Genomic DNA, 23,223 nt, shown 5'->3' with positions numbered 1-23,223 from the left:
CCTACCTCCGCTGCTCAGATATCGATTCGTTTAAAAAAGCCAAAATCTCGCCAGCAACAGCTTCCCATTCAGGATCAAGCATCATATCATGACTGATATTTGGGAACAGAACGGGCTCAATTCCGTATGTTTTGCCAATTCGGCGCGTTGTTTTCTCAGAAATCATCCGATCCTGCTTAGAGCCGAGAACCAGCATCGGAGCTTTCGCACTGATGGTTTTGGGAACAATTTTTCCATTCATCTCGGTTCTTGCTTTCAGTGATTCAGGCTGCAAGAGCTTCACCCACTCGTCCTTTTTTTCCATCGGTAGCTCCTTGGAAAAAAAGACATTGGCAAGCAGTGAGGCATCTCTTTTTTCGTTATATGTAAATAACTGCATAGCTTCTTTAAAATTTTTGAACATCAATCGGAATAAGTCACGCATCCCGCCGTGCGGAGGAATTGAGGCAACGAGAACGGTACCCGAGATGATATCAGGGTACTGATGCAAGATCTTTTGCACGATGCCTCCGCCCATGGAGTGCCCGATCAGCACTGGCTTGTTTTTTAGACGCCCGATCACTTCTAGAACATCATCCGTATAATCCTGTAGTGTGTAAGTATGAAGATTGTCAAAGCCGTCACTTTCACCGTGTCCACGAAGGCTCACCGCATAAGAAGAAAAGCCTTTGTCCGCAAAATAAGGAAGGAAGTTTTTTTCCCAACACCATGCTCCATGACATGCTCCATGCACAAAAAGAAGAGGCGCTTCGTTAGAAACGCCCTGCGGATGGTATTCTACTAGTTCTAGTTCCAAATTCATTTTCGCCGTTCCTTTCTTATTTGAGAGTCATTCCTTTTTACTTGCTCGAACCTGTTAAAGCGAGGATACGCTGATTCAAGAGGTTGGCTGTCTCCTTGAGCAGCATTTCACCGATGAGATCAACGTGACGGTCTCTCCAGTTTTCAACAGCCGTTCCCTTCACCCATTGATTAAAAGAGCCTAACGCAGGACCGCAGTAAATCTGATAATCCACTTTATAGCTTTCGGCACCATCCAAGGCCCAGTCAAAACAGCGGTTAAAATACCATTTGAACAGGAGCGCCATTTTGTATTTCGGCGTCCGTTCCGCTCTTTTCAGTTCCTGAGGCGGGCAAGTGATTTTCAGCTGTTCATACACTTCTTCAAAGCTGCGTTTAAAATACTTTTCCTGGAGCTGCTGCTTAGTTTTCTCATCGATTTCATCAAGTGAGTTGTATTGACGATAGAGGTCGTGCAATTTGTTCGCTCGCGCCGGAAAGAATAAGCCTTTTTTCAACACCTGAATTTTCGCTCCCATTTCAAACATTTCACCCGCTGGCGCGTACTCTGTGTCTTGAACATTGGCCAACTGCAACGAATCCTTCACCGACTCGCTGGTCGCCGCCTCCACTGTGCACTGGTTAATCGAACCTGTCACAATATAATCCGCCCCGAGCATGAAAGCGACCGCTGCAGCTTCCGGAGTCCCAATGCCGCCCGCAGCCCCGATTCTGATCGGCTTACGGTATCCATACTTGTGCATCATGTTATCTCGGAGCCTGATCATGGCAGGCATCAAAGCAGAAGCTACACCGTGATCAGTATTTCCACCTGAATCAGCCTCCACCGTTAACTCATCCGCCATTGGGACTTCCCGCAACAGACTCGCCTCTTCCCTCGTGATTTTATGTTCTTGCAGCAATTTTTCTATCAGGTACTCAGGTGCGGGACTTAAAAAGGCTTCCGCTACCTCAGGCTGTGATACCTTGGCAAAAATTTTGTGTGCCGCCTCCACTTGCCCGTTCATCCCCCGGCTTAATCCCTTGGCCCGATAGATGATCAACGCAGGGGTAATCGCCATAAACGCAGAGGCTTCAATCACTCTGACTTGATAAGCCAGATACAGCTCGACGGTTTTTTCTTCCATAGACGGGTCACTTGGATGATGCAACAAATTCATCCCATACGGCTCGCCTTGCTGTAGTTCACGTTGAATCTGTTGGATGGCTCGCTCGATTCTATCCAGCTGTAAGCCACCGCTCCCGAAAAAGCCCATCATCCCGGCTTTCCCCATTTTAATGACCAGCTTCTCCGAGGAAATTCCCTTGTACATCGCTCCTGCTAGATAGGGATATTTCAATTTGTAGTCCTGTTTAAATGACTGATCTCCCAGCGAGAAAGCGGTAATCTCTTTTGGCTGCTCCATGCTGTTTGCTCTCTCTTCAGCCTGTACGGTGATAGCAACCGGCTTTACCTCTTGCCCCATGCTTTCTTTCTCTTCTTCCACTTCTATGATCAGCGGCTCTGCTTCATTTCGGATCGTAGTAACCAGTTTGGTCAACACAGTACCAGAGCCGACTTCTTCTATTTCGTTTTCCCCCACGGCCAGGAGATATCGAATGGTGTCATTCCATTTCACTGGGTGTGTAATTTGTTCAACCAAATTCCGTTTCACATCGCGCTGTTTATAGGGTCTTGAGTGAACATTTGAAATTATCGGAATCGTCATATCAAAAAACGCAAACTGATTCAAATAGTCCTCAAAGCTCATCTTCGCATCACTCATGTAACGGGAATGAAATGCTCCGCTCACCTTTAGCGGTATATATACTTTTACGCCCGCTTCCTGAAAAACAGGGTTGGCACGCTCGATATCTTCTTTCCGACCTGCAATCACAAATTGGGAGGGAGAATTGTGATTGGCAATATCGATGCTAGTCAGATTATTTTCATGTAAGACGCGTTCCACTTGCTCCAAAGTAAACCCAATCACAGCCGCCATCCCTCCACCGACGGCCAGACTCATCAACTCGCCTCTTTTTTTCACCAAATGCAGCCCTGTCTCAAAATCAAACACCCCTGATGCAAAAAGCGCATTGTACTCACCCAGGCTGTGCCCCGCCACATAGTCAGGCTTTTTCCCGGTTTCCTTCACTTTCTTCAGGTAGCTAAGCGCATTGACCACATACAGAGCAGGCTGGGTAAATTGTGTTTTACCTAGTTTCTTGTCTGGATCATGCAGACATAGTTCTTTGATCGAATAACCTAATATCTGATCAGCTTTCGCCGTTATTTCTGGAAACTCATCAAAAAGAGAGCCTCCCATTCCTTTTATTTGAGAGCCCTGCCCTGGGAAAACATATGTGGTCATTTTTCTGCCTTCCTTTCTATTGGTTTTCAACCTTTTATTTGAGAAAAGCTGCTTGATGCGCTCTACATTTTCTCCGTCCTTTTTAAAAGGAGTGATGATGGAATGGCATTCTGACTGAGAATCTTGCGGCAAATTTCGCTTTGTAAAATTACTCAAATTGCCTGCTGGTCCCAAATCCAAATAGATGTAGCTTTGCTGCTTCTCAAGCCCTTGGACAGCTTTTGGAAGCTGCATTGGTTTTCTTACCACTTGCCAAAAATAGTCAGCAGGTAGCTCCTTCATAATTTCACCATGAACACCCGATACAAAGGGAATCTGGGGAATTCCAAATGATTTCTGTTTCAATACCTCCCGATAATGTGGTTCAGCCGGATCGATGTAAGAGGAGTGAAACGCATATGATACAGGTAATCGTTGACAAATAATCCCTTTGTTTTTGACATAATCCTCCATGCGCTGTAGCTGATGACTGCTCCCGGCAATGACAAAATGCGAATGAAAATTCACCGCTACCAACTCACTATTTCGATGCAAGAATGGCTCTTGGTCATACAAATCGGGATTGTGGAGAATCGCAAGCATACTCCCTTTCTGACAATACGCTTCGTAAAGGGTGGCTTGTTCAACCACGAGTTGCAGCAATTCTTCCACAGGCATGATTTCAGACACTGCCGCCGCCACAAACTCCCCCAAACTGCTCCCCAGACAATAGTCGGGCTTTATTCCGCTTTCCATGAGAACCTGGGCTAAAGCGTATTCCACCATAAAAATAGCGGGATGCGTATAAAGGGTGCGATCAAATATATCGTCTCGTCGCTTCGTGTCATCGTATAACTGGGCAAGGACAGACTCCCCGATCTGGGAATGTACCTTTTCATCTAACCGAAGCATCCATTTGCGAAATACCGGATTCTGATCAAAAAGGTCTTTCCCCATCTGATAGTACTGCGACCCTTGTCCAGAAAACATAAACACAACAGGCTTTTCCATGTATGATGCACCCCTTGTTCATATGAAAGGTTTTTATAAAGAAAACTCCCCACAGCCTGGTCAATTGACCGCTTATGGGGAATTTTTATCCGTGATTGTCATGGATTGTTCTATCTCCTGAAGTAGATCCTTTACTACAGCAGTACTCCACTCTGTTTTTTTCGGATAGGTGATCGAACACACATAGTCACCTAGGATGTAGGAGGCAGTACGGTATTGAGGAAAGTTTTCAAATAGGCTATACACAACCCCATCTCTTATCTCCACTTGGCTTATTTCATAGATATGAAAAGAGGTTGTTAAGCCAGTCTTCAAAACTTTGGATAACGCTTCCTTCACTGTCCAGAAAAGAGTGAGCGTCGTTTCATAGGAATAAGGCAAGCAGGACAACAAGCTGCTCTCCTTCACAGTCATTTGCGTCTCCAAAACTTTATTTCTATCAACGCTAATTCTCTCAACATCAATCCCCATCGGTAACTCCTCCGAAAAAGCAATGGCTGCTGCAAGATCATCACAGTGGGTGATACTCACTTGGAGATTGGCTGAATTCGGTAGGTTTGCGACAGGATGATGAAAAATGCCCCGCTCAATCCATATTCGATCTAAACTGTCTTCTCCAGTCAAAAACGAAATGGCTCTTTTGGCGACATATCTCCCTGTCAGGTAGCTTTTTACTCTCCGTTCATACTCCAGATGAAAATAGTACTCGAATTCTCTTGGGTGCAGGAATTTTACTATTTTTAAAAAATCTACGGGAACTGAAAAGTAGCCCATGCACAAACTAGCACGAAACTCTCTATCTGTCCCTTTGATAACGAATTCATTCGTAAAGGTCTGTGGAAATACATGCAATCCAATCTCCGCCTTCTCTCGTTCTACGACTATGCCAAAGGGCAGAGCTTCCCCGGTTCGTGGGTAAATAGTTCTACACACTACCGTTTCTCCGTATGACCTCCCTCGTTCCTTTAACGTGCCGAAACAGCGATTAAATTCCCTGAGAGATTTTACTTTCGATAAGAAGCTGATCTAGCTAACTCTTTCTATTTATACAGAATCTTTCAACAACCGCATTTATTGCATAACGCGAAGGAATTGGATATATTTAGTATAATACCACAAATTTTGTGAATTCATCTACTCAATCATTCCCATTTTTTTGGAAAGCAATTAGTACTCCAGATACTTACGAATCCACTTCATAATGAAAGGATTGCTCACCTTGAAATGGTATGCCATCTTTGTAGAATCCGGTAAAGAGGAAGTCGTTCAAAAGTACCTCAGACTCTATTTTAATGAGCAGTCTTTAAAATCCATTGTGCCGAAGAGATTGGTGCCTGAGAAAAAGTCAGGCATGGTGTATAACGTCCTAAAGAATTTTTTTCCTGGATATGTACTTATTCAGACTGAAATGACTAACGAAATGTTCCATAAAATCAAAAAAATCCCTAGAAGCTTGCGTTTGGTCAATAACGGTAGTTACTATACGCAAGACGAGGGGGCTTATTATTCGAGCATTGAAGAAAAAGAAATCACCCCAATACTCCAACTCATGGGGAACGGTGAGGTTGTCGATTATTCAAAAGTATATCTGGAAAATTCAAAGGTGATCGTAGAATCTGGTCCCCTCAAAGGACTGGAAGGCATTATCAAAAAAGTGGACAAGCACAAAAACAGGGCTAAAATATTTTTAACCTTCATGGGAGTAGAGAAAACCATTGATGTGGGAATTGAAATTCTCTCAAAACCTTTGTAATTGGGGAGCGTCTCGTACGCGCCCCTTTTTATTTTCTTCATACAAGCACGCATTCCGTTGTAAAAACATAGGCTCATGGTAAGTAATATTCAAATAGGATTGACCTGTTTTCATTTGGGAGGGACAAACAAAAGTTCGAAGCACGATCGTAAAAGTGTTTGTTCGTTATTCTTGTTTGGAAAGGAATTTGTCTACATGTTTTTCTCGGACGAAGACAACATGTTTACTAGTCAGGCTGCCATTTTCCTTGCAGCCATGAGCTATCAGACTTATCTACTATTTTTTGAAGGCGAGCTTATCTTACCCAAAGGCTTTCAACTCCGATACACGATTCGAGCTTCTGCTGACGTAGAGAATCCAACTGAACATATGTATGGCTTTGTAGCAGAATCAAAAGATCAAATCATCATTGCCTTCAGAGGGTACGCAGCCTATCCGGCAGACCTTTTGGCTGCCTATGACATCCTACAAATTCCCTATCCTTTTGTCACAGATGCAGGGAAAACCTCACGTGGATTTACTTGCCTGTATCAGTCAACACGCGATCGATTACTCAAAAAAATAAATCAGTTTTCCAAATCAAAAAAGCTGATTATCACTGGACACAACTACGGTGGCGCTCTAGCTGTGCTGGCAGCTTTAGATATAGCGGTAAACACGCAGTTTAGACACCCAATCGTTTATACCTATGGCAGTCCGCGTATTGGTGACCCCCACTTCGCTTGACGGTTCAATAAAGTCGTTCTAAATAGCCTGCGGATTGTCAATGTTCACGACGCTTTTCCTACCTTCCCCGACCAAAAATATCCACCTCCTTTTACCCAGGAAGGTATCTATTATCAACATGTAAAAAACAAGTTTCCGATCTCGTTTCAACTGAATAATACGCCTCGCAACGATAGTATCGCCTGCTATTTTCATAGCCTCACTCAGTTTGACCCTGATTACGCCCAAACACTCTGTGCGGAAAATCCGGGGTTTTGTCCCGATACCGATACGTGTATTCCGTTTCAAGGCAAATGCTAGCTTTTACAGCCTTGAAACCGAGAAAGGGAGACACATGAATGATCGATCGTATTTATAACAGTGAAGATGCGATTTTACTTGCGGCCATGATCCATCAGGCCTATCAGCTTTTTGAAACAGATTCACTTGTCTTGCCACAAGGGTATCGTCAGCGCTTGACGATTCGAGCGTTGGCTGGTGTCGAGACGCCGGAACCCGAAGTATTTGGTTTTGTAGCTGAGTCACCAGACAATATCGTTGTTGCTCTTCGGGGAACACGCACGTTTAACGACAATGAGTCAGATCAGGATTTGTATCAAGTCCCCTATCCTTTTGTCAGAAAGGCAGGAAAGACCCACCGTGGGTTTACTTGCATTTACCAATCCGCGCGAGATGAATTGATTCGGGAGTTGAGCAAGCTCTCTAGATCGAAAAGACTATTTGTTGCGGGGCACAGTTTAGGGGGAGGTTTGGCCGCACTTGCCGGCTTGGATATTGCCGTGAATACGAAGTTTACGCGACCTTTTGTGTATACGTATGGGAGCCCTCGTGTCGGAGAACCTATCTTTGCTTCGCGGTTTAATGAGACGGTAAAGAACAGTGTTTGGATCGTGAATGTTCATGATATTATTCCGACTTTGCCTTCCAAGGTGTACCCTCCTCCGTTTACGAAAAAAGGGTTGTACTACCAGCATGTCGATCGGAAGCATTTGTTGGATTTTCAGTTGAATAGCTTAGCTGTAAGGAATCATGAAATTGTTTGTTATTTTAAGTTTCTGGCGCAGGAGGACCCTGGATTTACGGAGAAGTTGTGCGTGGAGAATGAGGGGTTTTGTCCAGATACGGGGATGTGTGTGCCGTTTTTAGGGGGATGTTGATTCCAATGAATCACTCTCTTTTTTTATGTCCTGTTTATCACGCCGTGAGAGTAATCTTCAAAAAACTTATTGATAATCATTTTCAACGAGACTATAATGGTTATAATTTCCAAATATTTACTTTCGCTCATGAATGAGCAAAAAAGGAGGCATTTCGATTATGAAAAAAGTCATTTTAGCAGGTGCATTAGGGATTGCAGTACTTTCGGGTGTATCTTTGCCAGGAGTGGAAGTCTCAAAAGCTAGCGCAGCAACAACGGCTTTAGACATGCAAGAGGTTACGAAATACTATTCTCTGAGTTCATACGAAGTGACGCAAAAAGAATCTTTTTCGCTGAAAAAGGGAGAAGAACTTACGATTTTTGTAAGCAATTCAGGATTCCCGATCTCCTATACCGTCTTTGATGCGGATAATCAAGCGATTGGTACATACCAAGCGAATTCACCTTACGGACGCGTCTTTCAGGCAAAAAAAGACGGCAATATTTCTGTACAATTTCAAGCTGGAGCGAATTCTTCCTATATGAAAAAAATGAATTTTACAGCTAAATTCGCTATTTCCAAGTTTCATTAAGCGTTAAGAGAAAGGGGCTGTCTCAAAAGTCGATTTTCCGACTAAAAGACAGTCCCCTTTGATTCAAAAAAATAAGAAAACCCCTTGTCTACCAAGGGGCTGAGATAATTGGTAACACCCCGAAAGAAGCAGTCGATAAGTACAGTACAATCATACACGGGTGTTTTGTTTATAAAGGTAGGATTTGAAAAATCGCATTGAGGCAACCATTTTTTCCTAGGGCGATATGAAATCTAGTGAGAAATGGTCTGTGTCGTTCATTGCTTCTTATTTCTTTAATTCTTCTGGAATTTCAGGTTTCCCCACGAAACCGAAGGATGCTGTAGACACTGCCAGTACTGCAACAAATGAAGCAATTGCTGAAACATGTTTCGCTACGAACATCATCGCTTTATTTCTCATCTTTTCCACCTCCTTTCAGTGGAATTAGCGTCAGTGCTTGCACAAAGAAGGTCTTAACCAGTGTCTCGCTTTCTATGAAAAATAATAAACTGACGATGAGAAGTGAGATGATCTTGAGGAGAAAAGTCTGATTCTGTTTGAATAGTCGTGATTGCATTTCCATATCTTGCGGAGCAAAAAGTGCTACTAGAACGAATGTGATGATAATAATCGGGGTGATAAAATCAGTAGGAAGGGTAATGAGAGGGATGAATACCGCTCCCGTAATACTTGTCATGGTGCAGTAGACAGACGATGAATAGTGAAATCCTCCTGAAAATTGGCGTAGTACTAAAAATCCGGCCAATGTGAGTAATGTTCCTTGAAATGTCCCTATCATGAGGGAAAGGGTAAGGCTAATCGTAATGATGAGCAGCATGTTGATGATAAGGATTAGCCCAAATTTCATGGTAGGGACTGACTTCGTTTCATGTGGATTGATCGACTTTAGTTGTATGGCTATTCTTTCAGCAAGAGTTTCAATCATATTCCCCATCCCTTTTTATAGCCAACCATGCCAGTATTGTGATTCCGATTGCCATTCCAAAGAAAATCCACACTAGGGAACCAATTCCATATGTACTTGCTAATTTAAACAGGACCGTTATCAATACACCTGTTACAATGATTAGTGATAAAATTACCATGTTGACTCTGTGGTAAAGAGAGAAAGGCGCTCCGTCTCTGACAAATGTAAATTGTAGTCTACATTTCCGAAGTCCGTAGCATAATGCAAAGGTGAGTACTGCGGAGATTGTCTGGAATATGAACCCGGTATTGATGGTTCGATCCCCTAACGATTCAATTGTCTCTAGGGTTCCTATGACAGTTAGGAAAAACACTTCCACCATCTGAATCCCCAAGTAGATTCCTGATGTTATCATTGTCATCAAGGCAGCCTGTCCCCAATTCACGTTCCATACCAGGATTAATGTCCCAAAGATGATGACGACTTGGGCTATGGTTGCATAGTCTCCATATGGCGTAAATTGGCGTAGCCCAAACGAGAAAAGCATTAATACCAAAATCACAAAAAGAATCCGGTTGATATGCACCCAAAAACCAAATCGAAATAGCGTAGTCATAAGAGCAAATATTGCAAGGTATTCCAATGTTGAAAATAGGACAAACAGCATGGAACTTTTTCACCTCAATTACTTATATGAGGGTTATATTCTACTAGAAACGACAGATTCCTGCTTTAATTTACCAGATTTGACAGTTTAGTGCGTCGAGTGTCATTGAGCATCGAAGTATGAGTTTTGAAGCAAAGAAGTGCTTGAGGTACAAATTATCAATATGATAACATTGGCGTTTTTACGACCTTAGGTACAGCATTGTCTCCTCGAAATCTGAATAGAACGTATAAACCTGCTCCTAAATCTCTAACTCCTTCCAACATTAGTGAATCCAAAACAAAAACCGCCCGGTTCTTTACCCGAGCGGATTATTCATCGTGTGTAGCCTTCCTATAGAGCGTCAACCTTCAAATCATAATTAAGTGCTCTTCATGAATTGGGTACTGGGTAGCCCTACCAAGCCAAATACGCACAGTTTACGATTTTTCTTCACACACTCGAATAATCTCTTTAGGTATTGACTCAAACACTAATATCTCTGGTTTTGGATAAGGTCTTTTTAGCAAGTATTCTTGAAGTGTCATCATGCTATCCCAATACAACTTAATCCAATGCTCAATGCTTTCTCCCGTGTCAAAGTTCAAGGCTTCTTCATCAAAATCCTTGAAATCATCGTAGAACGCTTGATCATAGATAGAAATAGATATCTCACTATCAAATACGAGAATTTTATCCGTAAACACAGGAAAACAAAACGACTTAAAGAAGCGATTAGATATATTAACACCTATAGCTTCTTTAAAATTAACCCAATCCGGGATACCAAAAGGTCTCAAACTTTCAGTCTTTTCATTTTTTACTCTACCACCGTTACTATAACGATTATTAGACTTTGTAAAGTATTGTATTCCTTCTTGCATGACTTGTTCTTCCGAAACAAAATGTGCGTGATTTTCAGGTAAATAAGCATGATACAACAATAAACTCACTTTCTCTCACCCACTCATTCTTTATTTATTTGCACATATGGGAAATGTGAACTTCTGGTAGGGTCATCTATATGTTCAAAAACTCTGTGACTTCCCGTTGGAGTATCAGGTGTACTGATAATACTTGGTGATCCGGTTAGGATTTGGATTATTTGGATTTGGCCAGTTTGGATTTGTCTTAATTTCTGTACATCAACAGCTTTCCCATATTGAGCCCTATTATGGGGAGATGGTTTATTTGGGTCGAATGGTATAAATGGGAGGTAAAGCCCTATTGCTTAAAGAACTCACAGTATTTTCCTTATGCGACACTTACAGAAGAACTTTTTCATCACTCTGTCTCACAGCTTACCACTCCAACAAAAGAGCCGCTCGGTTCTTTACCCGAACGGCTTATTCATCGTGCGTAGCCTTAATATAGAGTGTTTATCAATTGACTTGCAAAAACCGTCAAGAGCGTCAGGTCTGTCAGATTTGTAAACCCTTCAAAAGTATAGTGAACATATTTCTCTATTGAAGCCAATCAAGGGTAGGGATTGGTTGTGTGGTATGATCATCGTAAAATTGTCCTAGATACTATCATCGATACACTCTACCCTATGAGGATTACCGTCCGACAAATCCCTATTGAAATAAACTATGGATCCCTTCTTTATTTCCTCGATATTCACTCGTTCTTGAATATTTATTCCTATAAGAGGGCTATTTGAAATCGAAAATGACACACTAATATCTTTAACCCAAAATTCGAAATCCGTTCCATTCAGGCTGCTTACGACTATCTTTGAACCAACTATTCTTTTTAGTTGTGTAATGTCGTGTGTATCCGATTCAACAAAGCTAACGATCAGCACCAACCCCCGCCCGGGCATATCAACTACATTATCTAATCTCATTATCTCCAAAAGATTTTCTCCCTTCTATCGACGATCAATGAAAAGTAATTCCCTTACATCTCTGATTCTAATTCCTGCGTTTCGTAGCCTAGATATTCCATCGCGTAAAAGCATAATTCTTTCCGTTTGTGCTAAATCAGGAGCAAACCTTGCAGCACGTATACTTGCTTGTGCTTATCCAATGCAAAATTCCTAATAATAGGCCTAAGTTCTTCATCCATGACTTGGAGGGACCTCCCAGCTAGACCCGCTTCATAATGCCCTACTACTTCGTGTGCTATGGTAGCTTTTCCAGTAATTCTACTATTCGCAGACAATTTCCCTGCTGCATTTGAAGGAAGAACGTCATTATTAATGTTTAGAATCGTATCAAATAATAACCCTGTCGGGGAGGTATCATCAGGACCTGCTACATTAATGTTTTCCTTCGGCATCCCTAACTTTTCAGCATAAATTGTTAGTTCCTTGATTTGGCTCTCAGTTAAAGGTAGATCATTACGTAGACCTTTAGTATCTTTAATCTTCCTTAAATTGTTTTGACCTCCACCAGTTCTCTTCTTCCCTTTCCTTGCCGCATCCAATAAACCCTTAATTCTTTTACTTCCCCCCAGCGTAAGTACACCCAAGGCAAGCCCACCGATTGCAATTCCATCCGCGAGATCGACTTTACCATCCCGCAACGTATCCAAGTCTTCTTGCATTGGCTCGATATATCCTTCTCTTACAAACGCTTCAACACCCTTAGGCAAATCATTTGCAGCTTTCTCCAAAGCCCCTGGCAACTCACTTGCCGCTTTTTGCATCGCAGCAGGAACGTCTCCTAGCATCGAGATTCCTTTGACGAAACTATCCCACATGCCGGGCTTCTCCTGCGGCTTTTCGCAAGCTGGTCCTTGTCCAAAACCAGCAGTAGACGGCCCGCTGTTGCTTGGAACCCGCTAACTTACGACAGAATTTTTTCAGCTATGCTCTTCACTTACCATTTCAAAAAAAGAGCCGCCCGGTTCTTTACCCGAGCGGCTTATTCATCGTGCGTAGCCTTAGTATAGAGCGTTTATCGATTGACTTGCAAAATTCGTAAAAACGTCTTGTGTCAGATATGTTACCCTTCAAATCATAGTTAAGTATACAGTTTTCAAACATTCTAAAATTTCCTCAGGCAGAACAAAGGTTATACTAGTGATTATAAGGTGAAGCGGTTCATTCGGCACTGGGTAGCCCCACCAGAAGAAGAAGCCTAAGCCTTACCTAGAAAATTTCTTCTATTATAGCCTTGAACGGAGCGTGTCCAGTTTCTGCATTTCTCAATAAAGTCGGCTTTCTAAACCTTAGACTACAACGCAACTTAAAAATAGCGGCATTTTCATTCATTTCGACGAAAAGTACATCTATCCATATTGGTACTAATGGTTGTAATCCACAAAGTAAATTTACAGTGTTATCCAATGTTAATCGCTTGTTCCCAATGTTTTCTTCACTTAAAATATTTAGCCTCATCATATCATCTGCACCGTTTAGCGGCTTGTCTTTTTCTTTCACAGGCTCTATAACAAATTTGCAATCGCTAAAAATCAATCTTTTCTTTTTCGAAATTTCCTCAATCGTTTTTAATAAATTTTCTCTAAAAATATCTTTATTCATCTGCTTTATTTCTTCCACGTTCATCACCTACTTTAACTTAGTGCTAGAAATCTTAACAAGTTCATTTGTGTTAACGTATCCCGAAGGAGTTGTTTCTATAGTATAAATATCAAACCAAGCATTTTTAGTCTTCACCCCTGCTTGCTCAAGAACTTGTGGGAATAATTTTGCTTGCTCAACTGTAGGAGTATAGTGACCAGATAGGTTAGCTATACTTCGAACCTGTCCTTGACCATTAAGCTTTAGCTTTCCTGCCGCTTGAACTGACTGCCCATTTGCCAAAAAGGAATGCCCTCTCCCAATATGAAGTCCTCCATTCATGTCTATAACAAAATCCACTCCTGTAAGACCATTAGTGTTTTTCAAATATCCATTTTCGATATTGAAAGAAAACTCTTTTCCAGTTTGAACATCATCGGGAAATCTATTATTAATTTGTTGTACAGGTCTAACATTACCCGTTCCCTTCTTTAACGCATTCACTATATCCTTAACATTCTTACTTCTCCCCAACGTCAGTGCATGTACGGCAAGACCACTAATTGCAAGTGCATCCTCAAGATTGACATCCTCATCCCGCAACGTATCCAAGTCTTCTTGCATTGGCTCGATAAAGCCTTCCTTCACAAACACCTCAATACCCTTTGGTAAATCCTCCGCTGCCTTTTTCAAACCTTTTGGCAAATCATTAGCAGCTTTCTCCAAAGCCCCTGGCAACTCACTTGCCGCTTTTTGCATCGCGGCTGGAACGTCTCCCAGCATTGAGATTCCTTTGACGAAACTATCCCACATGCCGGGCTTTTCCTGCGGCTTTTCGCAAGCTGGTCCTTGTCCAAAACCAGCAGCAGACGTCCCGCTATTTGTTGACGACTGATTTCCTATCGTCACACCACCCAAATCCTGCCCGTCATCTTCTATCTTGATCTGCCCACAATAAAAACACATATTTGTTGATTTATTATGCAATGCAGGATGGCCACCGACCATTTTGTCCGCTTTCCCATCTATCCATGGCATTGTTGTCAGAGGTATGCATGGCATTGGTTTAAGTACACCGTTGTTAGCTGCCGTGGCTGTAGCGACTGTGGGATTTTGTAAGCTGCTGCACTTTCCAAAGGGCATGATATTTACGTTGGGAACAAAATCCATGATGTTCATTTGCGGCTTTCCTTTTACAAAAACACCATGGCTGAACGGCATTTTCAGCCGACTCTGTTTACTTCCGTTGCTGCAAGATAAAATAGCTCCCACAACCACGTAGCTCTTGCGTTCCGCACTTGATTGTTGGATGTTGATACCTTCAATATTGGGCATTCAGTCTCCTCCTCTCTGTAAAGGATTCAATACAGATGGAAGACTCATGGTGATCGATATGCTAGATATCCAATCTATATGTAAAAAGGAAATAATACCCACATTTTGAAGTATCGGATGTAGAATGATTACGAGCGATAGGTATAAAGTTACAAATACACCTTTATGTACAAAAAAACCACCTTATTCGGTTTTGAGTCTACCCTGCTCGATATACCTGCAACATGGATTAAAATAAACGAATATTGCCATGGTGCCAAAAATGCAAAAAGAGGCAGCTGATAACTTCGAGAGAAAGCTGAAATGCTTTTGTTGAATCAAGGTGAAAAATAATCAAGCGGTAACCACCTCTTAGGGGGGTATGTAATCAGGGAGGATGGTTGAGGGCATAAAAAACCTTGTTTCTCAAGGGTTTTAACAAATGTTTTTATAAGTGGGATACTCGAAAACATCCCGGTTCCTTTCGTCTCAAGCAACAAAATAAAAAATAGACCGTCATCGGCCTATTTTGTCTTCACCAGACAAAAGCTTTCGGTTAAAACTTTTGATGGACACACTCTGCTTATTTGACAATTACTTTGATAGTTTTGAGATAAACTCCGTACTGGTCATATTGATACAGATAATCCGTTGCCTGAGACAATCCTGCCACCAATTTATACTCAAAGGTGCCTTTATCATAATCGAGCCAGACATACTTTCCCTCCTTTAATGCATACGAGTAGCCCGGGTACGTTTCCAAGTAAATCACTTGGGCTATGCCGATTTCGATGAGCTCGATCTCCTGCTGATCTACCATAGCTTCACTATTCTTTTCCTGTGCCAAGCTAACTCCCTGCGAGCTAAATAGTACAGAAGTTATGAGAGCTGCATGTAATACAGTTGTGAATCGTTTCATTAACTAATACCCCCTGTGGGATTTATTGTAAATTAAGTAAAATTATAATCTGCACGTTATATGTTTTCAATTCTGACTATTCGGTTGTAAAGGAATTTTTAATTGATCAGCTAAAATTTCGTGGAAATCGTTTCGAGAAAGTAGGTCTTTCCGAAAATGCAAAAATACCGCCCGTAGGCGGTTGGTGATTAACTATCTATGCTAGGCAGCCTTCTGACATTCATATATGAACCATCCATCATCAACAGATTTAGCAAGGCAAGTAAATACAAATTAAGATTTCATATGACTTCTTTAATACCACATATGTTCTAATCGAAGTATAGTGTATTTAATTAAGGTAAAATCTCATTTACTTCAAGCAGTCCTTTCCAAATCGGAGCATTGTGCTTCCCGCTCGCGTTCTATATTGAAAGCAGTTCTTTAATGGCTCTCTTATAGCGTAGCAGTCGCTCATAGTCTTTCTCGGTTGGCTCTGGAATCCTTGACAAATCGCTATTGTCCTCTAAGTCACCCAACTTCACTAACCTTGCGATTGGATTTTGCTTTGTTCTTCCGACGAATTCCATATATGTTTCGTCATCATTTCTGGTCAAAGCAATAACTGCCGCAATGATTTCCTCAGAGAACCCTTCATTTCGAAGCTCTTCCACTGTAACATCTGTATCCTCAAGCACATCGTGTAAAACAGCTGATATCATAGTTTCTACCGTCGACATCTTTAACATGATTCGTAAAGGGTGAAGTATGTATGGGTTGCCACCCTTATCGACTTGTCCAGCATGAGCTTGTGTTGCAATCACAATTGCTTTTTCTAATGTACTCATTTGTATTCTCCTTCCTCATGAATTCCCCAATTTAAAAGGAATCATCTCGAATATCCTTACTTGGTTCAGTAAGCAATAGTCCTCGCCTAACGCCTTCATCACATAATGCATCCAGCCACTGTAAGTAAGTTATGCCTGTTGTGCTCCACAATGTCTTTGGATCGAAATCTTTATCTGAATCCGTTTCATATATCAGAGTCAGTAGCTGACTATTTGCCATTGCTTTAATAAGTTTTAGCATTTCGATTTTGGTATAAGCTTCCATTTTCTATTCATCCATTCTTGATGAAATGCCAATTTCATTTACTCCAATATCATTGCGATACCTATTTCTTGTGGTACAACCCTCACCCCTACCGAGGCCCATAGTTCAAGTATAACCTTTCCTAAATCACTCAAAATACCTATATATTACCAATTCAGATAGCTGTGCTATAGTTTTGCAAGAATATTATTTATGTAGGCAATATAACTACCAGAAGTAGATAAATATCATTACCTTTAAAGTAGCAGCTAGTTAATTTGGTCGAAATAGATCAACTCCTAATTAAAGCGCTGTACTATGGTGTTTTATAAATCCAAATACCATGAGGATTTGTCATCGTATCAATTATGAAAAAAGCTATTAGTAAGAATAAAGAGAGTTGCATGAAACTCGTCCATAAGATCATCATGCCACATCCTTTATCTTTTCCACGATGCAATGTAACGAAAGTAACTACTGCCAAAATGATCGACATGATAGGAAGTATCGCTGTAATTACGAAAGCATCTGTTCCCGTTAATATCAGATAAGCGAGCAGCATTAGAGCATAGTAGTTTATAACGGAGACTATTGAAACAATACTCCTTGAAGCAAGCGTAGAAAATACCCTACTCATTTTTCCCTCCAAAACATAATCAAGTTACCTTTTCATTCCTCACCTTCTTGAATGTAAAACACATCACCAAGAGTCCAATGTCTGATTGTGTATCCATTTACTTGTTTGATTAAAGTGTGCATTACCTCTCCTTTCCCAACAAAATCTTGTTTTTATTCGGGTTCAACCTTCCAAGCAGGAAAGACTTCTTTTTCATTCTTCTGTAGTGAGGAAACATAAGTTGTTCTCTAGTGAATAAGTCAGCTCCACTGAGTGAAATAAACTCAATACTTTATTCAGAATTGGAATCATTGACTTCTGCAAGTCTTCCAATTAAGTCAGCCCGTTTCTTTTGTTCTTCAGCTTTCTCAATAACTCGCTGCCTAATTGCTTCATAACCCTTTTTAGGCTTTTCTGGCTCTGGTTCGAATGGCACTAAACCTAAGCTAGCCTCTTTTATATTCGTTGCGTATTTCCTACCATTTTTCACATAAGAAATAGTGTATATAAACTCTGATAAATTACTGTATTGCTTAACAACTGTTGCCTCAAGACCGCCTTTAGTGAATACCTTCTGACCTTCTTTGAATAATGGTTCACTTTTTTACTGCCCCTCTTAGTCACCTTTGAAGATAAACCAACTTTCAAACCTTTTCACCACATCATTGGCTAACTCAGGGTCAAACTCTAAAAATCTATTGAAGAGAGGCACTCTTGCAAATTCCATTAAATCCGATTCAACCATTTTTAGCTTTGCAATAAACTCCACATAATCAAAATCAATATAGTAAAGTTCATTCTTGTCTACATCTTCTTCATTAGAATCATCGGACCAAACACGCACTATATTATCAACGAATTCCATTCTTGGTGTTGGATTATGACCCATCCAAGGGCTTTTCCTGTTAATAACACTATCTAGCACATCTCTCCAAGCTTCTAGACCAGAACAACAACTCGGAGGAATTATCCTATCATTACTTTCAAAATAGATTCCTCCTCCAATTACTACATCTGATTCATCAAATAATCGCTTTAACACTTCATGAGGTGTACCCTTAATGTCTATATTGTTGTATCCCAAAAGCATCGCAATAAACAAATCAACTTCATCACTAGTAGTTTGACCTGTTAACTTGACGTATTCAGTATAAGCCACATCTGTATTCAACCAATCAGGTATCTGATAATAGGGCTCTTTTATAACTGCAACAACTAAAGGGTAATTCATGCAACACTCTCCCTAATTAAAACTTCATTTTATTGTTTCTTTCTTTTAAAAACTGTAATGACGTCCCTTGAAACACCTTGTGTTTGGCTTGTATCAAAACAAGAAACTAGTTCCCATCCTTCATTGCCCATTTTATTTAGTATTCCATCAAATCCTTCAGCGTTCAATTTTCCTCCGAAGAATCCACCTGTTTGAAACTTGAGAGTTTTATATTCCCATTTTTCCACAATACTCACCCCAATGTTAATTACGATCAAAACCATCTTTTATACGAATCCGCCTCTTGAAAGTCAGTAACGATTGTATCCTAGTCTGTCGTTTCCTCGCTCTCGTAATCTAGTTTGTCTGAATCCAATGTAGGTTCAGATCTACGAGCGGAAATTTGGTCACGGAGTTTTTGTGCTCGTAACCATAGTTCTTGCCAATCATTTATAATGGAAAAATACTGAGTCATCTCCGATTCGGTCAAACGTTCCCAGGGTCCGGCAGGCGGCGTGTAAGGGTAGCGCTCAAGATAAGATTCTATTTTCGAAACCCTTACGGGGGCATTCACATTATAATTATCCTCCAGCCATTTCTTCCATGGCTTTTTTCCTCGTTTGTCATTACATAAATGACAAGCAGCGATCACATTGCCAAGTACGAAATCCCCGTTTTCTGCAACAGCGATAAGGTGATCCGGAACAAGTCCATTTCTTGAGTCACCAGTATCCGGAGTACCACAATAGGCACATTTGTGGTTGAAGAACGCTTTTATTTCTTCCCACTCCGTCTCAGATAGATTACGAAGCAAGTATAGCTCCTTCATGCCACGTCGTAACTGGTAGTTGATTCTCGAAAACATCCCCGTGCCCATGTTTTTTCTTTGAGATAATTTTGATGCTGGGGTAGCATACAGATCGTTCCTATCCACTGCAGCTTGGATTGGTAGCCGGTTTTGCTCGCCTTGATTATTTTGTTTGTTGACGACGTTGTATGCATGTTGATAGCGGATGTTGAGTATTTTGCTGATTTCACTAATTGATTTACCTTCTTTGTGTAACTGGCGAATGTTATCCGATTTGCTTGGAAGATTGGTAGACATTGAAAGTCCCCTCCTAAGTTCACTTCCTCTATTTTACTGTAGGTAGGAATTTTATGTAAGCTACCTGTAGGAAGGGGAAGGAGACTGAGAAAATTAATGGGTAATGCTTTAAAGAGTAAATCCGATTCTTGATGCGGGGAACTTTCCCGGACAAAGGAAAACCCCTTTGTCGGAAATTATTCGTAGCTAACCTTTACGAAAGGAATTTTCCTTGTAATACCATTTTCATCAACATGAACTAACCTTGTGCGCGAATCGAGGACCGATATCCGCTCACGTACTTTCTCAGGCATTCCCCAAACAGTCAACGCTCTCCCGTCGCCATCATCTTTTGCTTCAACGAGCTAATTCCCCATTTCTTCTAATTCTAATTCATCCCGGTCGGTCTTTTTGGTGTGGTTGACTTTTCCATAGAGTCCTCCTTAGTCCGCGATTACGGCCGTTATTTGATCCATAGATATCCACTGGCTATCTTCATCGGTAACGAGCTTAATTCTCCTACCGTTCTGATAGATCCACTTAACAACACCCCACATTGTACATATGGTCCCCAGGTTGCCTTTTACTTGCTCCCACCACGTTACTGTAATAGCATAATCCGCTCGGGATGAATCACAAATAACGTAGTTTAAGGATTCCAGTTCGTCTTGCTCAACAATAGGGATCTTAACCAGCTTGTCGTCTTCGTTCATCTGTAAGTACAAAGCTCGCTGCTCCAGTAACACAAAGCGCATCGATAATAGGTTTTCTATTTTGCTTGCTACCTACCTGGCTCCATTCTCTACAAGGAGCACTTGAATAACAGCAAAAACCACTCAGCCTAAAAGGAAGACTGGCGGCTGAGTGGTTTTTGTCAGTTGAGTGGGATCTCGAAACGCAACTGTTTGTCTACAGCGATAGTCATGGAGTGGGAGTCCACGGAAATCGGATGGAAATCCTTGGTGAAGATGGTGCTACCGGTGATGCCTCCTCGCCTATTTCCCTTTTCGTCTGTAATACTGGAAAGAGGAACGCCCTTTGAATCGAAAACGCGAATAGCATCTGACAACAGGTCAATCTGATTCAACGTTTCTTCCTCTGCCGGTTCTATGGATTCACTTTCACCCTGTACCCCAAAAACAATCCTAGTGGTACTAGGGGTTCGAATAATTTGTTTAACCGAGAGAATGAAGCCTCTTGATTGACCGGAAACTCCTGGCTCCGTTACCTTCGTCACAGCATCTGCAGGTTTTCGAGTAAGAGGAATGTCAAATTGCCATGTTCCATCTACGCCACCTATTTTCTGTAATACCAATTTTAATGTCCATTCTTCAGGCAATTCTTCAAAGAAGAACGGCTGAAATGTTCCGTAGTATGTATTTCCCTCAACGTGACGCCAATGTAGCAGATAACTTTTCTTGGCTTCTTCCGTCGTGAATGTTCTCGTTATCGTACGCCCTTGCCATTCATAGCTGAGCTTCTCTATATGCTGAAACCCGTTTTCACTCGGCGGGAATGTGACAACAAAACCAATCGAAAGATTAAGGCGATCGTAATAGGCCTCTTTTAGAGACACCGTGATTCCCTGGTTGTTCACTGACTGATCCAACGGTTGAGTAAGTCCTTGTTGATCGGCTACTTTTATCCCTGAATCCCCAACGAAACTGAAAATGGTGCTCACATAAGGCAAGTTTTTCATCATGTGTGCCATGGTTGGAGACACAAGCCCCGCCCCAATCAATAAGAACATACCCATAAAAAGACAAGCAACGGATATCAACCACTTGTTCTTCCTCACATATGATTTCTTCAGTACAGGACGTATCGGAAGAGAGCCCAACACTTGATCGATTCCAGCAGAAAAATGCGTGGGAACATCAACATTCGCTTTCTTTGCTTTTTCGCGAAGCTCTTTATCAACCTGTAATTCATTCATGGCTAGTCCTCCATTCTGTAGACTCTAAAGTGAAATAAGCAGACAATTTTTTTCTTGCCCGACTCAATCGAGATTTAATGGTCCCCTCCGGTTGGCTGAGTATGATCGATATGTCTTTGATTGCCATATCCTCAAAGTAATACAGAACGATACACAGTCGAAGTTCTTCTTCCAAGAGCTGGACGGCTTCGTGCACCTCGATGTTCTCTTCAAAACGATAGGAAGATGCTTGCTCATGCCACTCGTCAAGAAGTACGAGTTTGCGGGTTTTACGGACCAGGCGGTGGCATTCATTGACAAGAATTCGCATGAGCCACGATTTGAAAAAACGGGGATCCCGCAAAGTAGACAACGAATGGTAGGCTTTTATTATTGCTTCCTGTGCAGCATCCAGACACTCGTTTTCGGACGTCAAAATGGAACGGGAAACGCGATACATGCTCTGTTCATGTTTCTTGACCAGCCTTGTAAAAGCTTCTAAATCTCCGGAACACGCAAGCTCTTCATCACAATTATTCATCGGTTCTCTCAATCGATTCACATCCTGTTTGAAGTCTATATAATATAGACACAAGGAGAGAGCAGTTTGGTTCTCATTATCCTAAATTTTTCATTTATACGACTCAATTCCATCTTAATTTTATTAAAAACGCTGGATTTAATGGTTTCTTTATACTGAAAGTGTGATTCATAACGTGGATAAGCATGATCAGTTCTAACGTTTAAGTTTCTCTATAGATGCTTCATTTAGTAATGAGCCGACCACTCTATTAAAACGTTTTACTTCGTGCTGCTGTTGGGATCAGCTGGAGAGGTATTAACATTAGTGGATTTTCAGCTCGGCTTTACGCATACCATCCACATGTGCTAGAACAGAGTCATTTTTTTCGAACCTATATTAATTTGAGTTTGGTTAACTGACCCAACCTTTTGGGAGTCTTCCCTACATTTGCCACCAATTCTGACGTCAGTATTTCTTTATCTTGTTGCTTCTCTGGTTTCGCTTTTGGCCTCGCCAAATTTTTCCCACCTCACTTTCGTTTTAAACTCGTATCGTAGGGATACCAATTTCCGGGTCATCAGATGAAGCCAAAATTTGAAAATGTCATCTCTGGGATCGGGTTAAGCAAAAGCGAAAGTAATTTTAAAAAAATAAATCTGGAGATTTCTAGGTTCGCTCGACCCGCATGCATCTACCTCTCCAGAAGGAACCGTTCCCCTTGGTACATAAGGCTTTTTTATTGTGACTGTACTCTCATTAGAGGACGGTCATTTTGATCAATAGAAAAAGCACCCCGTGGGTGCTAATTCAATTTCCGCTAATGAATGGTTTAAAATGATTAGTCCACCAATACACAGCACCTATAGCAACTATACTCAATGTCACTGGACCGAGTATTATTACTGACCACTTTCGATAAACACCGTAAACCAAAAATATCCCTGCTGGCGCAAACGCTATGACAAGTAATAGCACCATTACATCAACAAAAGGCCCACTCTCAAAAGACAATTCTCATCCACCTCCTCAATACCATTTTGAGAAAGTTTTAAGAGCTTGTCTATCCTAAATCACCCACACTTCCCGCGTGAGGCAGCTGCTACTATCCAAAACTTGGGCCGCTGTAATCTCGGTTACCCGAGATGCCCTAGCAACCAGGAATGGAGCAAAAGAAAAAGCACCTTTTTGGGTGCC

Annotated in this window: 22 protein-coding genes and 2 pseudogenes; 4 read left to right on the top strand and 20 right to left on the bottom strand. The window is 41.4% G+C overall.

Annotation, left to right across the window (positions count from 1 at the left end; all coding sequences use genetic code 11):
• Window position 1: 1 nt before the first annotated feature.
• The 3 genes from HPY31_RS07945 to HPY31_RS07935 form a co-directional block, all read right to left on the bottom strand.
• Window positions 2-802, bottom strand: a complete 801-nt coding sequence (locus HPY31_RS07945) for an alpha/beta hydrolase (protein ID WP_172139950.1) — start codon at window positions 800-802, stop codon at window positions 2-4.
• Between the two features lie 37 nt (window positions 803-839).
• Window positions 840-4,142, bottom strand: coding sequence for an ACP S-malonyltransferase (fabD, locus tag HPY31_RS07940; protein ID WP_172139948.1), 3,303 nt, complete (start codon window positions 4,140-4,142; stop codon window positions 840-842).
• Window positions 4,143-4,214: 72 nt separating this feature from the next.
• Window positions 4,215-5,075 carry a 4'-phosphopantetheinyl transferase family protein gene (locus HPY31_RS07935; protein WP_172139946.1) on the bottom strand — a complete coding sequence of 287 codons (861 nt, stop codon included), beginning with the start codon at window positions 5,073-5,075 and terminating at the stop codon, window positions 4,215-4,217.
• A gap of 286 nt (window positions 5,076-5,361) precedes the next feature.
• On the opposite strand from HPY31_RS07935, the gene loaP reads away from it, so the two are divergent.
• From loaP to HPY31_RS07915, 4 genes and pseudogenes are all read left to right on the top strand, one after another.
• Window positions 5,362-5,895, top strand: coding sequence for an antiterminator LoaP (loaP, locus tag HPY31_RS07930; protein WP_172139944.1), 534 nt, complete (start codon window positions 5,362-5,364; stop codon window positions 5,893-5,895).
• A gap of 195 nt (window positions 5,896-6,090) precedes the next feature.
• Window positions 6,091-6,921 (top strand): annotated as a pseudogene (locus HPY31_RS07925) (lipase family protein).
• 38 nt (window positions 6,922-6,959) lie between these two features.
• A complete protein-coding gene (locus HPY31_RS07920) occupies window positions 6,960-7,778 on the top strand; it encodes a lipase family protein (protein WP_172139942.1) in 819 nt (272 codons plus the stop codon).
• A gap of 160 nt (window positions 7,779-7,938) precedes the next feature.
• A complete protein-coding gene (locus tag HPY31_RS07915) occupies window positions 7,939-8,352 on the top strand; it encodes a hypothetical protein (protein WP_172139940.1) in 414 nt (137 codons plus the stop codon).
• A 267-nt stretch (window positions 8,353-8,619) separates the two neighbouring features.
• Here HPY31_RS07915 and HPY31_RS07910 read toward each other — a convergent pair whose 3' ends face one another.
• The 17 genes and pseudogenes from HPY31_RS07910 to HPY31_RS07825 all read right to left on the bottom strand — a co-directional run bounded on the left by HPY31_RS07910 (window position 8,620) and on the right by HPY31_RS07825 (window position 22,047).
• On the bottom strand, window positions 8,620-8,754 hold the full coding sequence (locus tag HPY31_RS07910) for a cyclic lactone autoinducer peptide (RefSeq protein WP_172139938.1): 135 nt from the start codon (window positions 8,752-8,754) through the stop codon (window positions 8,620-8,622).
• Entirely contained in the window at window positions 8,744-9,280 is a 537-nt protein-coding gene (locus tag HPY31_RS07905; RefSeq protein ID WP_172139936.1) for an accessory gene regulator ArgB-like protein, read from the bottom strand. Before HPY31_RS07905 ends, HPY31_RS07910 begins: the two co-directional genes overlap by 11 nt.
• Complete coding sequence (locus HPY31_RS07900; RefSeq protein ID WP_172139934.1) at window positions 9,273-9,929, bottom strand: hypothetical protein; 657 nt, start codon at window positions 9,927-9,929, stop codon at window positions 9,273-9,275. Before HPY31_RS07900 ends, HPY31_RS07905 begins: the two co-directional genes overlap by 8 nt.
• Before the next feature lie 419 nt (window positions 9,930-10,348).
• Window positions 10,349-10,861 (bottom strand): DNA polymerase III, encoded by a 513-nt coding sequence (locus HPY31_RS07895; RefSeq protein WP_172139932.1) that lies wholly within the window; start codon window positions 10,859-10,861, stop codon window positions 10,349-10,351.
• 1,027 nt (window positions 10,862-11,888) lie between these two features.
• Window positions 11,889-12,614 (bottom strand): hypothetical protein, encoded by a 726-nt coding sequence (locus HPY31_RS28800; protein ID WP_253901733.1) that lies wholly within the window; start codon window positions 12,612-12,614, stop codon window positions 11,889-11,891.
• Window positions 12,615-13,005: 391 nt separating this feature from the next.
• Window positions 13,006-13,416, bottom strand: a complete 411-nt coding sequence (locus HPY31_RS07880; RefSeq protein WP_172140634.1) for a hypothetical protein — start codon at window positions 13,414-13,416, stop codon at window positions 13,006-13,008.
• Window positions 13,417-14,292: 876 nt separating this feature from the next.
• Window positions 14,293-14,712, bottom strand: a pseudogene (locus HPY31_RS07875) (DUF4280 domain-containing protein); the annotation flags it as partial.
• Between the two features lie 562 nt (window positions 14,713-15,274).
• Window positions 15,275-15,610, bottom strand: a complete 336-nt coding sequence (locus HPY31_RS07870) for a hypothetical protein (protein ID WP_172139930.1) — start codon at window positions 15,608-15,610, stop codon at window positions 15,275-15,277.
• A 404-nt stretch (window positions 15,611-16,014) separates the two neighbouring features.
• Window positions 16,015-16,437 (bottom strand): HD domain-containing protein, encoded by a 423-nt coding sequence (locus tag HPY31_RS07865; protein WP_172139928.1) that lies wholly within the window; start codon window positions 16,435-16,437, stop codon window positions 16,015-16,017.
• Between the two features lie 31 nt (window positions 16,438-16,468).
• On the bottom strand, window positions 16,469-16,702 hold the full coding sequence (locus HPY31_RS07860) for a hypothetical protein (protein ID WP_172139926.1): 234 nt from the start codon (window positions 16,700-16,702) through the stop codon (window positions 16,469-16,471).
• An 887-nt stretch (window positions 16,703-17,589) separates the two neighbouring features.
• A complete protein-coding gene (locus HPY31_RS07855; protein ID WP_172139924.1) occupies window positions 17,590-17,733 on the bottom strand; it encodes a hypothetical protein in 144 nt (47 codons plus the stop codon).
• Between the two features lie 180 nt (window positions 17,734-17,913).
• On the bottom strand, window positions 17,914-18,528 hold the full coding sequence (locus HPY31_RS07850) for a hypothetical protein (protein ID WP_172139922.1): 615 nt from the start codon (window positions 18,526-18,528) through the stop codon (window positions 17,914-17,916).
• Window positions 18,529-18,557: 29 nt separating this feature from the next.
• Window positions 18,558-18,755 carry a DUF4177 domain-containing protein gene (locus HPY31_RS07845; protein WP_172139920.1) on the bottom strand — a complete coding sequence of 66 codons (198 nt, stop codon included), beginning with the start codon at window positions 18,753-18,755 and terminating at the stop codon, window positions 18,558-18,560.
• Between the two features lie 80 nt (window positions 18,756-18,835).
• The gene (locus HPY31_RS07840) at window positions 18,836-19,612 is read right to left on the bottom strand and encodes an HNH endonuclease (RefSeq protein ID WP_172139918.1); all 777 of its coding nucleotides are present in this window, start codon (window positions 19,610-19,612) and stop codon (window positions 18,836-18,838) included.
• A 422-nt stretch (window positions 19,613-20,034) separates the two neighbouring features.
• Window positions 20,035-20,346: a YolD-like family protein gene (locus HPY31_RS07835; protein WP_172139916.1), complete on the bottom strand. Its 312-nt coding sequence runs from the start codon at window positions 20,344-20,346 to the stop codon at window positions 20,035-20,037.
• Between the two features lie 119 nt (window positions 20,347-20,465).
• A complete protein-coding gene (locus HPY31_RS07830; protein WP_172139914.1) occupies window positions 20,466-21,527 on the bottom strand; it encodes a DUF4179 domain-containing protein in 1,062 nt (353 codons plus the stop codon).
• A complete protein-coding gene (locus tag HPY31_RS07825; RefSeq protein WP_216675538.1) occupies window positions 21,520-22,047 on the bottom strand; it encodes a sigma-70 family RNA polymerase sigma factor in 528 nt (175 codons plus the stop codon). Before HPY31_RS07825 ends, HPY31_RS07830 begins: the two co-directional genes overlap by 8 nt.
• Window positions 22,048-23,223 lie beyond the last annotated feature (1,176 nt).

Source organism: Brevibacillus sp. HB1.3, assembly GCF_013186635.1.
Lineage (GTDB): Bacteria > Bacillota > Bacilli > Brevibacillales > Brevibacillaceae > Brevibacillus > Brevibacillus brevis_D.
Note: the sequence above shows the minus strand (reverse complement) of the source record. Positions and strands in the feature narration are given on the sequence as shown.

Bases quoted from the DNA above. Each gene is read 5' to 3' on its own strand.
- HPY31_RS07945 (WP_172139950.1), bottom strand. From the start codon at position 802: ATGAATTTGGAACTAGAACTAGTAGAATACCATCCGCAGGGCGTTTCT.
- fabD (WP_172139948.1), bottom strand. From the start codon at position 4,142: ATGGAAAAGCCTGTTGTGTTTATGTTTTCTGGACAAGGGTCGCAGTAC.
- HPY31_RS07920 (WP_172139942.1), top strand. From the start codon at position 6,960: ATGATCGATCGTATTTATAACAGTGAAGATGCGATTTTACTTGCGGCC.
- HPY31_RS07915 (WP_172139940.1), top strand. From the start codon at position 7,939: ATGAAAAAAGTCATTTTAGCAGGTGCATTAGGGATTGCAGTACTTTCG.
- HPY31_RS07910 (WP_172139938.1), bottom strand. From the start codon at position 8,754: ATGAGAAATAAAGCGATGATGTTCGTAGCGAAACATGTTTCAGCAATT.
- HPY31_RS07905 (WP_172139936.1), bottom strand. From the start codon at position 9,280: ATGATTGAAACTCTTGCTGAAAGAATAGCCATACAACTAAAGTCGATC.
- HPY31_RS07900 (WP_172139934.1), bottom strand. From the start codon at position 9,929: ATGCTGTTTGTCCTATTTTCAACATTGGAATACCTTGCAATATTTGCT.
- HPY31_RS28800 (WP_253901733.1), bottom strand. From the start codon at position 12,614: ATGTGGGATAGTTTCGTCAAAGGAATCTCGATGCTAGGAGACGTTCCT.
- HPY31_RS07870 (WP_172139930.1), bottom strand. From the start codon at position 15,610: ATGAAACGATTCACAACTGTATTACATGCAGCTCTCATAACTTCTGTA.
- HPY31_RS07865 (WP_172139928.1), bottom strand. From the start codon at position 16,437: ATGAGTACATTAGAAAAAGCAATTGTGATTGCAACACAAGCTCATGCT.
- HPY31_RS07860 (WP_172139926.1), bottom strand. From the start codon at position 16,702: ATGGAAGCTTATACCAAAATCGAAATGCTAAAACTTATTAAAGCAATG.
- HPY31_RS07850 (WP_172139922.1), bottom strand. From the start codon at position 18,528: ATGAATTACCCTTTAGTTGTTGCAGTTATAAAAGAGCCCTATTATCAG.
- HPY31_RS07840 (WP_172139918.1), bottom strand. From the start codon at position 19,612: ATGTCTACCAATCTTCCAAGCAAATCGGATAACATTCGCCAGTTACAC.
- HPY31_RS07835 (WP_172139916.1), bottom strand. From the start codon at position 20,346: ATGCGCTTTGTGTTACTGGAGCAGCGAGCTTTGTACTTACAGATGAAC.
- HPY31_RS07830 (WP_172139914.1), bottom strand. From the start codon at position 21,527: ATGAATGAATTACAGGTTGATAAAGAGCTTCGCGAAAAAGCAAAGAAA.
- HPY31_RS07825 (WP_216675538.1), bottom strand. From the start codon at position 22,047: ATGAATAATTGTGATGAAGAGCTTGCGTGTTCCGGAGATTTAGAAGCT.